This is a genomic window from Mycobacterium simiae, assembly GCF_008370645.1.
Taxonomy (GTDB): Bacteria; Actinomycetota; Actinomycetes; order Mycobacteriales; family Mycobacteriaceae; genus Mycobacterium; species Mycobacterium simiae_A.
Genome location: NZ_VTZN01000152.1, coordinates 1 through 12,236 on the forward strand (window position 1 = coordinate 1; position 12,236 = coordinate 12,236).

The following is a 12,236-nucleotide window of genomic DNA, read 5'->3' on the forward strand; positions in this document are numbered from 1 at the left end:
CGCCGGCCCCGCCGGCGGCCCCGGTCCCAGCCGCCCCGTTGGCGCCGTTGCCGATCAGCGGGCGCCCGGTACCGGTCAGGAAGGGCCCATTAATCGCGGTCAGCAGCGGACTGGTTATTGACGCGGCGCTCGCGGCCTCGCCGGCCGCATACGACCCCGCACCCGCGGCCAGCGCCTGCACAAACTGGGCATGAAACGCCGCCGCCTGCGCGCTGAGCCCCTGATAGGCCTGGCCATGCGCCCCAAACAGCGCCGCGATCGCCGCCGACACCTCATCCTCGGCAGCAGCCAACACCGCCGTCGTCTGAGCCGCCGCGGCCGCATTGGCCGCGTTCAGCGTCGAGCCGAGACCGGCCAAACCCGCTGCCGCTGTCCCCAGCACGTCTGGCAACGCAATCACAAACGACATCTGACGCCTCCCTCTAGGCCATGACCCAAGTAAGGCCCGGCGACCCGGGAGGTGCCCAGGCCGTCCTCGACCCTTAGGCAAGACCGGATCATATCGCTAAACGTGCTGAGAAGTCACAGGTTTGCCCGTGATCGTTGTTCGCCGGCCCGCTTACCAGCGCGCTGCCCATCACGCCCATCACAGCACCGCCCACCCCGTCGCCACCGCAACAGGCGCGACCCACCCGCGGGGCCGGCCACCACAGCAGTTAAGACCGAGTCTCGCTCGCTCTGCCTTCAGCCGGGTGCGATCACGCACCGCAAACAACTGTTGTGTTCTCGAGGCGGTCGTGCATGTTTTGACCAGCCCTGCGGAGGAGGCTACCGCCGCAAGCCACGGTCTCCCAGGATGCCGACATCGCGTTTCTTGACGACCCGGCGCGGGACAAGGCGGACCACGTCGACGTGGCAATCGGCGAGCTGTCGGAATTTCACCGCAGCCACGGCTGCTATGCCGAAGACGTGCATATCGACACTGCAACCCTGCCTAACGGGTGGCACGACCGGCTGGTCGGTTGGACGGTCGAATCCTCGCGCCCGTCCCTCCGAACCGGCCTGCTCGATGTGGGTGTCATCCGGGCTCGGGTGTTGATGCTGCCCAAGCAAACCGACCCGCGTATCGGTCTGCGCATTCAGGCCTGGCTGGACTACTACGACGCGGGCAAACGCTGCCCATAACACCTGTGGCGCCGGCATCATGCCGCTCGACGTGTTGATCACGACAGGCTGGCGCTACTGGATAGGAGCGCGCCATCAATGGCCGTGTCGCTCACTGAAAGACGGGCAAGTCCCCACCCACTGACCCGTGGCCCGGCCGCGCGGGGCGGTCAGAAGTCGCCCGCGTTGCGCCTTAGAGTCTCGATGGCCGACACCAGCGCCTGCGATTCGTCGGCGCCCATCCCGATGTCGGCGAACACCCGCTCGTTGAGGGTCAGGGTGGCGTCCTCGACGGTGGCGCGGCCCAGTTCGGTGATCCGCACCAGAGTGGTCCGCCCGTCAGTAGGGTGCGGCACCCGTTGCACTAGCCCGTCCGCTTCCAGCCGGCGGATCGCATGGGTGACGCTGGTGACGTGAACTTGAAGGCGGTCGGAGGCCTTGGTGATCGGCAACGCTCCGGTACGGCTGAACGCCAATAGCCGCAGCAACTCGAAGCGGGAGAAACTGAGATCGTAGGGGCGCAGCGCGTTCTCGACGCGGGCCAGCAGGATCTGATGCGCCCGCATCACCGATGTCACCGCGACCATGCCCTGCGCGACGTCGCCCCACCCGGCCTTTTCCCAGTTGGCCCGGGCCGCGGCGATCGGGTCACGCTTTTGCGGTCGTGAGGCAGCCACGCCCCTTCTTACCGCACTCGCGCGCACATCGGGTCAACACGTCAGAATCACGGCGCAGATTTCCCGACCGCGTACAACACCGCCAGCGTTGACGCGCGGCTGCCGACAGTTATTCGCGCGCCGCCGTCCGGGTACAGCCGAATCCGCAAACCCGACCCGGCGAAAACTTCATGCCACAGCCGACCCCTCGACGGCAGGTACATGAAGTTGGCATGAGCGTCGGTGGTGGGTATCCCCAACGCGCTCAATCGCAGCCGAAGATAGTGCCGTTCGGCTGTGATCAACCGAATACGTTGCAGCAGCTGGTCTTCGGCTTCGTAGGAAGCGGCTACCGCAAGTAGGCCGGTGCTGGCGATGCCGAACGGAAGCTGCTGCGCCCACAGCGCTGCAGCCAGCTCCGTAGACGCCAAACCGTAACCGATCCGCAGCCCCGCCAGCCCGTAGGCTTTGGAGAAGGTCCGTACCACTAAAACGTTGGGAAAACGGGCAATCAGCGCCGCAACATCGATCCGCTGCTCGGGCACGGTGAATTCGACGTACGCCTCATCGAGCAGCACCACGGTGTCGCGCGGTACCCGGCTCAAGAACTTGACCACCACGGTCGCCGGCTCCAGGGTGCCCGACGGGTTGTGCGGCCGGCATAGCACCACCACCCGGGCATGCGCAGCGGCATCGGCCAGCCGGCCCAGATCGTTGTGGCCATGCTCGTCGAGTGGGACAGCAACCACGGTTAGCCCGGCCATCTGCGCGACAATCGGATAGCCGTCGAAGGTCGGCGTGGCCATGACCATTGTGTCGCCGGGAGCTGTCACTGCCCTCAGGGCCTGCATCACCACGCCGGTCGCGCCGCCACCCAACACCACCCGGTCGGTGGGCAGCCCGATATGGTTGGCGATCAAGGCTCGCAGCCGTTGGGGCAGGAATTCGGGGTAGCGGTTGGCCGCGTCGATCGAGCGAATCAGCGCCGATCGCACGGCGGGCAGCGGCGGAAACGGGTTCTCGTTGAGCGACAACGCGAAAGGGTCGACAGCAGTCGGGCACGTGACCACTGGCATCAGGGCCGTCCACCCCAGCACACCGCCGCCGCCGCGGCGAAATCGCCGGCGTGGGCAAAGCCTGCCATCATCACCATGCCGCCGGCCGCCACCCACCCGCCCGAAATAGCCCGATCCAGGTTGACCGGGATACCTGCGCCGAACAAGTTTCCGCACTCGTCAAAGGTGTCGAAGTGCCTCTGTTCGGGCAGTTCCAGCGCCTCGCGCCAATTGCGCAGGAACACCCGATTGGGCTGATTGGTGACCAGCAGGTCAATATCTTTGGGAAGCAATCCAATCCGGTCGCAGACCGCCAGCGCCACGGCCGGAACCTGCCGGTTGCCGCGGGCCAGCACCTTGGTGATCTTGCTCTCGGTAAAGCCGATGCAGAGTTCGCCGGTTCCGGGCTGCCACCACTTGCGTGGCGGATCTGGCGCCAGCGTCATTTCGCCGGCGTACTCACCATAGGTGCGGCACTCGATGCCCAAGATGGGTGACCGGTCCGACAGCGTGACCAAACCCACCGCGGCCCCGTCGCCGGGCACCGCCGCCTGCGCGGTGCGCCGGACGCCAGGTTGATCAAACACCTGCCCGGCAGCGTTTTGGGCAACGGCGATCAGCGCCGTCCGCCCCGCGCCCGACACCAGCACTTGACGAGCCACATTGAGCGCCAACACGAACGCCGCGCAGCCACCGTTGTGCAAGTCCAGCACCCACGAGGGCCGCATGCCCAGCCGATGCGCGATCCCGCCACCGGCCCCGTAGAACGGCACATCCGGCGCCTGGGTATGAGTGATCAGCACGTCTACGCCCTCGATCACCTCCGCTCCGTTACGGTCGATCAAACCCTGTGCCGCACGCTCCACCATGTCGATGGCGGTCTCGTCCGGTGCGACGTGATGGCGGAACGCCGGCGCGCGAAACATCAGGTTGTCGCGCAGCGCGTCGGATTGGGCGAATTGCGCGTAATAATCGGCGCCGATCGGCTCGCCAGGCAGATAGCTGGCAACGTCAACGAGACTAACGACAGGTTGGCTCACAACGTGTTTCATCTCATCCAGCCGGGCACCACCGGCAATCCGTTGTGGTGCCGGTACTCGGCGATGACTTTGAGGTTCTGCAGTTCCAGTAGGTGACCGGCGCCAAACATGTCCCAAAAATCGCCTACCCACACCGAGCGGTCGGCGGGCGCGGTCTCCGGATATGGGTTGTGGTCGTAGAACGGGTGATGACAATTCGTCCACAGCACAACCGAACCGGGCTTGTCCAAGACAACCTGGGCGTCCACGACGCGCATCAGGTAAATCATCCAGAGATGCTTGCTCTGATCCCAGGCGCAGTGATAATCCACCGTGCCGGCCTGCTCGTTGACGATGGTGCGGGTGTAAATCTTGGTCTGGGAACCGAGCCGATCGTGGGCCAGCCACAGACCCGGAACGTCGGTCTTTACAAAGCCGCGCAGGCTGTATGTCCACTCCTCGAGGCTGCGCGTGTCGGCCAGGTAGGCAAACAGCTCGTCGGGTGGACAGTCGATGAAGTCGTTGACGGTGCAGTACTTCCCGAAAACTTGATCATGCGGATACACCGACCGCATCATCTCCAGGATGATCGGGGTGGCCTTCTCGCGTGGGCTGGTCTCAATGCGGATTAACCCGTCGATGGGCGCCACGGATCCGGTATGGGCAACAATATCGTCAAGCGCTGGCAACGACATTGGTACGGTTCTCCTTCGCGATCTTAGTGAGAAACGGCGCAAAGGGCGGGATTTCGTCAGCAGCGCATTCGACGCTGACGACCGCTGGGCCCTCGATGTGCAACGCGGCGCGCAATGCCGCCGCTAGCCGGTCGACGTCGGTGACATCGACGGAGGTGAGCCCCGGAAACATCTGCGCCAGACCCGATCCCAGCCGGCTGCGGTGAAATCGGTTGTAGCTGTGCAGGTTGTCGTAGTACAGCTGCTCGCGGGTCACACACATGGCATGGGCGTTGTTGTTGAACAAAACGAACGTTACCGGAAGCCGGTACTGCACTGCGGTGTGCACCTCCATACCGTGCATGAAAAACGCGCCATCGCCAGCGATTACCACCGTGCGTCCGGTGGGCCGGCCGCTACTGGTGCGCCCGAGCGCCATCCCGATGCCGGCCCCGAAACTGTAGCCCATGCCGCCCATGCCGAGCGCGACCGCAAATCTGCCACCCCGCGGGACCGCAAGGTAGTGGATCGCGGCGGCGCCGGTGTTGCCGGCGTCCACCACGATGTCGGTTCCGTCCGGCAGTGCATCGTTGAGCGTCGCCATGGCATCGCGGTACCGCACACCCGCGCCGGTGCAGGGCGGCGGCCTCAGCTCGTGGCGCCGTACCAGGTCGGGAACCCGCAGGCCAGTCGGGCGCCCGGACCCCGAAAGTGCCGCAGTGAGCCTGCGTAACGAGCCGCGCAGGTCGTCGGTGTGCACATGAGTACACGCAATGTGAGGCGGTGCTGATCCGATCGAAATCGTGCGCACTGCCGCCAGCGCTTCTTCGAGGCCGGCCCGGGCGGTGAGGGGCAATCGAGAGCCAACTACCAGACACACTGCACTATCAGCCACCGCTGCAGCCACCCCGGGGTGACCCATGACCCCCGTCACCCCCAACGCCGACGCCGAACCGAAACCAGGTGTCCCGGCTACATCCTTGGCCTCTGGCACGGTCGCCACGCGGGCACGCAACACCGCGCGCAGCCGTTCCAGCTCAACGCGAGCGTTATCGCGCGCCACCTGCTCGCCCGCGATGATGGTGACCGAGCCGCGCGCGTGCCGCAGTATCTGTCCGATGGGATGTGGGTTGCCGATAGGCCGCAGGTCTCGCGTGCCCCGCACATCGTTACCGCGGTCCTCGATCTTCACCGATCTCTGCTGAATGTCCTTGGGCAGCAACAGCACCGCCGGACCGCCGGCGCCCGCTGCGGCAACGGCTCGCGGCAAGGCCGACACGATGTCTGCCGGCGCGAGCACCCGCTGGCACGATAATGACACCGCTGAAAGCACCGCTTCAGCGTTCAACGATCCGTTGCGACCGCTAGTGTCCTGAAAACTGCCCCGGCCGTCCATCGTCGTGGCGGTTTGACCGACCAAGGCCAGCACCGGAACCCGGCTTGCCAGCGACTCCCCCAGTCCGGCGACCAGATTGAGTGCGCCGCCACCGGAAGTCGCCGCCACCACCCCCAGTCCCGCCCCGCCGCGGCTGTACCCGTCGGCCATCGCGGCGGCAGAGAACTCGTGCTTGGCCAGCACCGCAGTAATCGACGAGTGGAAATACGCAGCGTCGTAAAGATCTTCGATGTTGGCGCCGTCCACACCGAAGATGTGGTCGACTCCGCGTGCTGCCAGATAATCCACAATGTAGTCGGCCACCCGGTGCGTCCTGGGCATGTCACTAACACGACCCGCAGCGAACTTGAGTTCACCTGAAGGTGAGCGATTCAGAGCGAACGCTGCAACAAAACCGCGCCGGTGTCAGCGGAAACCACTTGCACGGCGGCAATTCGATCAACCGGCGTCGAGATACTGCCCGCAGGTGTTGCAGTATGGCCGGGCTCGGCCACCCACGTCGCCAACCGAGTCTGGCTTCCGTCGCGACCGACCACGACCATCGCCAGGGTGTCGTGGTGCGCATCCGGTGGAGCCAAGCACACGCACCACAGATTGATGAAGGTGCCCCAGTGCTGGCTAGACAACGACACCGTCGACGTCAGCAAGTTGGTGCCCACCTGCGCCATCGGTTGCGCCGACGCTGTTGGCTGCTGCGGAGCCGCGGAATTGCTCTGGACACCAAGCAACACGCAGACTCCCAACACCACCGCAGCGGAAAAGGAGGCCACCCAGGTCACCGCGCGGGCGCGGCGCCGACGCCAACGAACCGTTGCCAGCAAGGAGGGCAATAACTGCGGCGAAATCTCGGCCGCCTGCGCAGTGTCGGGCCGGCTTATCGCGGCCACTTCTTCGCTAGCTAGCTGCGAGAGTAGGGCGGGCACGCCAGACAGTTCGGCGACAGCCTCCCGGCATCCCGGGCAGCCTGCCATATGAACCTCGAATTCGCGACGCTCACTGGCCGATAGCGCCCCCAAGACGTAAGCGGCGTCCCACCTGGCGTGGCGGTGGTCGTCAACCGTGGTCAGGTCATAAACCTCGTTGCCACCGGGCGGGCCAAAGCCCCGAAGCGACGTCATGTCAGGCATCTCCTGTCATCCCCGAAGTGTCGCGGCGCCCTCATCGCGTAACTCCAAGTTCTTGTAGATTGAGCCGCAATGCTCGCACCGCGTAATGCAGTCGGGACTTCACGGTCCCTTCAGCTATCCCGAGGTCGCTGGCAGTCTGTGCGGTAGTCCACCCGCGGTAGTAGGACCGCTCGATCACGGCCCGATGCTCGGCGGACAAGTGGGCCAGCGCATCGGCAATCAAGAGCCGGTCCAGTGCCGCATTGACTTCGTCCGGCGCCGACTGTTCCGGCGGGCCCGGTTCGTCTTTGGAAACCAGGACATTGCGAAACCGTGCGCTGCGCCGATCGTCGATGATGAGGTTGCGCGCGACGGTGAACAGCCACGCCCGTGCTGACCGCTCCGTGTCGCCGACCACTTCGGGGTGCTGCCACGCCCGCAGCAACGTCTCTTGGACGATGTCCTCGGCCTGGCCCGCGTCGCCGGTCAGCCGCAGCGCGTAGCGCCACAAAATCGCGGCATGCTCGTCGTAGAGTGCCTGCATCAAAGCGGTTTCAGCCCCCCCGCCGCCGGACGCGCGAGTCACGTGATCACCTCCCGCTCCTGACACGAGTCGAGCAGGCATTTGGTTCAGGCGGCTACCCTAGGGTCAGGATTCGGGGCCCGTCTTCGGTTACCGCCACTGTGTGTTCCCAGTGTGCCGCACGGGAGCCGTCAGCAGTAGTGACCGTCCACTTGTCGTCAAGCACCAGCGTCTTGGTGGTGCCAAGGGTTAGCATCGGTTCGATGGCGAGTACCGAGCCTGGCGCCAGCAGTGGCCCGCGTCCCGGCGTGCCCTCGTTGGGCAAAAACGGATCCATGTGCATCTGCCGGCCGATCCCATGTCCGCCGTACCCGCTGACGATCCCGAATGATCGGTCATAACCGACGACGGCGGCCCGGGTAGCCATCTCGATGGCATGCGAGACGTCGGTCAGCCGATTGCCAGCCACCATCGCCTGGATTCCGGCTTCCAGTGATTCTCGGGTTGCTGCAGATAGAGCTTCGTCCGCGGGAATGAGCGGTCCGACTCCAAAGGTTATTGCCGCGTCGCCGTGCCAACCGTCCAAAACCGCGCCGCAGTCGATGGAGACCAGGTCACCGGGGGCCAGAATCTCGGCGGCGGACGGGATGCCGTGCACCACTCGATCGTTGACCGAAGCGCAGATCGACGCCGGGTAGCCGTAATAACCCAAGAATGACGGGGTGGCGCCGGCTTCGCGGATCACCGACTCGGCGATCTCATCCAAACTCAGACTCGACACCCCGGCGACCGCGGCAACACGGACCGCTCGCAGCGCCGCAGCCACCACCGCACCCGCCGCCGCCATCGCATCGAGCTCGCCGGCAGTGCGCTGTGGCACGACTTTGCGGCTTCGCAGCCGTGCCAAGCTGCGCATGAGTTACTTGCCCAGGGCTTGCAGCGCGCGGGCGAACACCTCATCCATAGTGCCGACGGCGTCGACCGTCTTCAATTGGCCGCGGTAGAACTCCAGCAGCGGCGCGGTCTCGTCGCGATAGACCTTCATGCGGTTGAGGATGACGTCGTCGGTGTCGTCGGCGCGACCACGGCCTTTGAGCCGCTCCAGCAAGACCTCCTCCGAGACCCGGAACTCCAGCACCGCGTCGATGTCGGTGCCCCGGCGTTGCAACATCTCGTGCAGCGCCGTGGCCTGCTCTACCGAGCGTGGGTATCCGTCCAGAATGAAGCCGTTGGCCGCGTCGGAGTCATCAAGCCGATTGTCGACGAGTTGGTTGGTGAGCTCGGATGGCACCAAGTTACCGGCATTAAGGTAACGCCTAGCCTCGATACCGAGCTTGGTGCCTTGCTCGATGTTCCGCCGGAACAGTTCACCAGTAGAGATCTGCGGGATTCCGAGCTTTTCGGCAAGCTTCTCGGCCTGCGTTCCCTTGCCCGCCCCGGGCGGTCCCAGCAAAACAACTTTCACTTGAGGAACCCTTCGTAGTTGCGCTGCATGAGCTGACTCTCGATCTGTTTGACGGTATCCAAGCCGACACCAATCATGATCAGGACCGCGGTACCCCCGAAGGGTAGGTTCTGGACTCCGCCACTGGCGCCGATCTGAAGGAACAGATTGGGCAACACGGCGATCACGCCAAGGTAGATCGAGCCCGGCAAAGTAATCCGGCTCAGCACGTAACGCAGATAGTCGGCGGTCGGGCGGCCAGGCCGAATACCTGGAATGAAGCCGCCAAACTTCTTCATCTCATCGGCCCGTTCGTCGGGATTGAACGTGATCGATACGTAGAAGTAGGTAAAGAAGATGATCAGGCTGAAGTAGATCGCAATATAGCCAAGGTTGCTGGGGTCCGTCAGGTAGGTGCCGACGAACTTGTCCCACCAGCCGCGGCCGACTCCACCACTGCCACTGCGGACCAGCTGGGTGATCAGATGCGGGATGTAGATCAGCGACGAAGCGAAGATGACCGGAATGACGCCAGCCTGATTGACCTTGAGCGGCAGGTAGGTTGAGGTTCCGCCGTACATCCGCCGGCCCACCATACGCTTGGCGTATTGCACCGGGATGCGGCGTTGGCCCTGCTCGACGAACACCACGCCGACGATGATGATGAGCGTGGCCGCGCAGACCGCGGCAAAGATGGCTCCGCCGCGGCTTTCCAAAATCTGGTGTCCCTCGGCCGGAATGCGTGCGGCGATGCCGACGAAGATCAGCAGCGACATGCCGTTGCCGATACCACGCTCGGTGATCAACTCCCCCATCCACATCACCAGCGCGGCGCCGGCCGTCATCACCATCACGATGACGACGAGGGTAAAGATGCTCTGGTCGGCGATGATGTCCAGCGAGCAGCCCTGCAGCAGGCCTCCGTTAGCGGCCAACGCCACGATGCTGGTGGCCTGCAAGATTGCCAGCGCTACCGCCAGATAACGCGTGTATTGCGTCATCTTGGCTTGCCCGGCCTGCCCTTCCTTGCGCAGTTCCTCGAATCTCGGAATGACGACCGTGAGTAACTGGACGATGATGCTGGCGGTGATATATGGCATCACGCCTACCGCGAACACCGTAAGTTTGAGCAGGGCGCCACCGGAGAACAGGTTGATCAGCGAGTAGATCTGTCCGGCTTCGCCACTGCTGGCCTCCTTGATGCATTGCTCGACGTGGGGAAAATCGACGCCGGGTGACGGCAGCGCCGCGCCGAGTCGATACAGAATGACAATGCCCAACGTGAAGAGGATTTTTCGCCTGAGGTCGGCTGTTCGCAGCGATGAGATGAAAGCCGAAAGCACTACTTCCTCCTGCGCAGCCGAACTCTGGTCGCCGCATGCCAACCGGGCTTGTTGTGGCCGGCATCTAACTTGTCATCCCGCGTCACGCGCCTAACACCCGCAGGCCAGCACGTACGGCCGCATTATCTACAGCGCGTCAAACCGTGTAAGAGACTAACAGCTGGTGCGGGCAGGCCCTGTCCAGGGCCGCCGTGGTGCCGGCCGGCAGGCACTCGTCGCGCTTCTTCGTTATATTTGCTAAATATCAAATGTCGATGATCGGAGGACCGAACGAATGACGCGAATGGGTAGCGCGCGGTTTGACGGGGACACCTGGAACCTGGCCTCCAGTGTGGGTTTGACGGCCACCATGGTCGCGGCCGCCCGTGCGGTGGCCAGCCGTGACCCCCGCGGCGCAGGGGCCGTTGCCACCGACCACTGGGCCGAGCCGCTGGTTCGAGCCGTCGGCGTCGACTTCTGCACCCGGATGGCCAGTGGCGAGCTGGATTCCGCTGACCTCGACGACGACACGGCAAAGGGTATCCGGCACTTCGCCGCCGCGATGGCCACCCGCACCAGGTTCTTCGACGACTTTTTCGCCGACGCGACCCAGGCTGGTATCCGGCAGGCCGTCATCTTGGCGTCAGGGCTGGACTCCCGCGCCTACCGGCTGCCGTGGCCGACCGGCACCACCGTGTTCGAAGTCGATCAGCCCCAGGTGATTGCGTTCAAAACAGCAGCGCTGGCCGAGCTGGGGGCACAGCCGACGGCGGACCGTCGCGCGGTAGCGGTTGACTTGCGCAAGGACTGGCCGGCAGCGGTGCGTGCAGCCGGCCTCGACCCGACGCAGCCGACCGCCTGGATCGCCGAAGGGCTGCTGGGCTATCTGCCCGCCGAGGCTCAGGACCGGCTGCTCGACCAGATCACCGCCCAAAGCGTGCCAGGCAGCCGGCTCGCCACCGAGGGCCTACTGGACGTGAACCAGGTCAATGAGGACGAGCTGCGGCGCCGCATGCAGCAGCAGAACGAGCGATGGAATCGCCACGGCTTAGACCTCGACATGGCGGGCTTGCTGTATTTCGACGACCGCACCGACGCGGCAACCTATCTGGCTGCCCACGGCTGGCAGATCGCCAGCGTCAGCAACGCAGAGCTGTTCGCCCATCACGGACTGCCACCGATCGAGGGCGACGACGCGCCGTTCGGTGACGTGGTTTATCTCAGCGCGGAAAAGAGGGGTCATGACACGCACTGATCAAGACAGCTGGGGTCTGGCATCCAGTGTTGGCGCGACGGCTACCCTGGTCGCCGCCGCCCGGGCGCTGGCCACCGATGCGACCAACCCGATTATCGACGACCCGTTCGCGGCGCCGCTGGTTCGGGCAGTCGGACTCGACTTCTTCACTCGCCTGGTCGACGGCGACATATCAACACTAAAGACGCCGGCGCCGAACGCGGAAGCCGTTCGTGACCTGCAGGTGATGACAGATTCGATCGCCGTGCGCACCCGGTTCTTCGACGAGTTCTTTCTCGATGCCGCGCACAGCGGTCTTCGCCAATCCGTCATTCTGGCCGCCGGCCTTGACGCGCGCGCCTACCGGCTGCCCTGGCCGAATGGCAGCGTGGTCTATGAAGTCGATCAGCCCGAGGTGGTGGCGTTCAAAACCGCCGCCATGTCCGCGCTGGGCGCTGTTGCAGCGGCGGACCGTCGCACAGTCAGCATCGATCTGCGCGATGACTGGCCGGCTGCCCTGCGCCACAACGGCTTTGACGAGACGAAACCCACCGCCTGGAGCGCGGAAGGCTTGCTGATGTACCTTCCGCCCGACGCCCAGGACCGGCTATTCGACAACATCGCTGCGCTAAGTGCGCCGGGAAGCAGAGTGGCCACCGAATACCATCCGGATTCCGATGCGAGCATGGCTGAACGCGCCCAG

At 64.7% G+C, this 12,236-nt stretch carries 13 protein-coding genes and 1 pseudogene; 3 read left to right on the forward strand and 11 right to left on the reverse strand.

Going from position 1 to position 12,236, the window contains the following annotated elements:
- Window positions 1-409, reverse strand: a 409-nt coding sequence (locus tag F0Q45_RS20085) for a PE family protein (protein WP_149655614.1), incomplete at its 3' end; no start/stop codon positions are given.
- Window positions 410-768: 359 nt separating this feature from the next.
- Here F0Q45_RS20085 and F0Q45_RS20090 point away from each other — a divergent pair.
- Window positions 769-1,125: pseudogene (locus F0Q45_RS20090) on the forward strand (DUF6036 family nucleotidyltransferase); the annotation flags it as partial.
- A 149-nt stretch (window positions 1,126-1,274) separates the two neighbouring features.
- On the opposite strand, the gene F0Q45_RS20095 reads toward F0Q45_RS20090, so the two are convergent.
- Genes F0Q45_RS20095 through secY form a run of 10 tightly spaced genes read right to left on the reverse strand, consistent with a single transcriptional unit; the run spans window position 1,275 to window position 10,320 of the window.
- Window positions 1,275-1,781, reverse strand: coding sequence for a MarR family winged helix-turn-helix transcriptional regulator (locus F0Q45_RS20095; RefSeq protein WP_149655616.1), 507 nt, complete (start codon window positions 1,779-1,781; stop codon window positions 1,275-1,277).
- A 47-nt stretch (window positions 1,782-1,828) separates the two neighbouring features.
- Window positions 1,829-2,836 carry a pyridoxal phosphate-dependent aminotransferase gene (locus tag F0Q45_RS20100; protein ID WP_149655617.1) on the reverse strand — a complete coding sequence of 336 codons (1,008 nt, stop codon included), beginning with the start codon at window positions 2,834-2,836 and terminating at the stop codon, window positions 1,829-1,831.
- Window positions 2,836-3,867: a 3-oxoacyl-ACP synthase III family protein gene (locus tag F0Q45_RS20105; protein WP_149655618.1), complete on the reverse strand. Its 1,032-nt coding sequence runs from the start codon at window positions 3,865-3,867 to the stop codon at window positions 2,836-2,838. The genes F0Q45_RS20100 and F0Q45_RS20105 overlap by 1 nt, the downstream gene beginning before the upstream one ends.
- Window positions 3,864-4,529 carry an SRPBCC family protein gene (locus tag F0Q45_RS20110; RefSeq protein WP_149655619.1) on the reverse strand — a complete coding sequence of 222 codons (666 nt, stop codon included), beginning with the start codon at window positions 4,527-4,529 and terminating at the stop codon, window positions 3,864-3,866. The genes F0Q45_RS20105 and F0Q45_RS20110 overlap by 4 nt, the downstream gene beginning before the upstream one ends.
- Complete coding sequence (locus F0Q45_RS20115; protein ID WP_149655620.1) at window positions 4,510-6,225, reverse strand: thiamine pyrophosphate-binding protein; 1,716 nt, start codon at window positions 6,223-6,225, stop codon at window positions 4,510-4,512. The genes F0Q45_RS20110 and F0Q45_RS20115 overlap by 20 nt, the downstream gene beginning before the upstream one ends.
- Window positions 6,226-6,275: 50 nt before the next feature.
- Complete coding sequence (locus F0Q45_RS20120; protein ID WP_306439458.1) at window positions 6,276-7,031, reverse strand: zf-HC2 domain-containing protein; 756 nt, start codon at window positions 7,029-7,031, stop codon at window positions 6,276-6,278.
- Window positions 7,032-7,062: 31 nt separating this feature from the next.
- Entirely contained in the window at window positions 7,063-7,596 is a 534-nt protein-coding gene (locus tag F0Q45_RS20125; protein WP_262491082.1) for a sigma-70 family RNA polymerase sigma factor, read from the reverse strand.
- Window positions 7,597-7,648: 52 nt separating this feature from the next.
- Window positions 7,649-8,449 carry a type I methionyl aminopeptidase gene (gene map, locus F0Q45_RS20130; protein WP_149655624.1) on the reverse strand — a complete coding sequence of 267 codons (801 nt, stop codon included), beginning with the start codon at window positions 8,447-8,449 and terminating at the stop codon, window positions 7,649-7,651.
- A 3-nt stretch (window positions 8,450-8,452) separates the two neighbouring features.
- Window positions 8,453-8,998 carry an adenylate kinase gene (locus F0Q45_RS20135; protein WP_149655626.1) on the reverse strand — a complete coding sequence of 182 codons (546 nt, stop codon included), beginning with the start codon at window positions 8,996-8,998 and terminating at the stop codon, window positions 8,453-8,455.
- On the reverse strand, window positions 8,995-10,320 hold the full coding sequence (secY, locus tag F0Q45_RS20140; protein WP_149655627.1) for a preprotein translocase subunit SecY: 1,326 nt from the start codon (window positions 10,318-10,320) through the stop codon (window positions 8,995-8,997). The genes F0Q45_RS20135 and secY overlap by 4 nt, the downstream gene beginning before the upstream one ends.
- 283 nt (window positions 10,321-10,603) lie before the next feature.
- Here secY and F0Q45_RS20145 point away from each other — a divergent pair, with 283 nt between their 5' ends.
- Both F0Q45_RS20145 and F0Q45_RS20150 read left to right on the forward strand, forming a co-directional pair.
- Window positions 10,604-11,554 (forward strand): SAM-dependent methyltransferase, encoded by a 951-nt coding sequence (locus F0Q45_RS20145; protein WP_149655629.1) that lies wholly within the window; start codon window positions 10,604-10,606, stop codon window positions 11,552-11,554.
- Window positions 11,541-12,236: class I SAM-dependent methyltransferase (locus F0Q45_RS20150; RefSeq protein WP_149655628.1), on the forward strand; the 696-nt coding region annotated here is incomplete at its 3' end. The genes F0Q45_RS20145 and F0Q45_RS20150, both read left to right, overlap by 14 nt.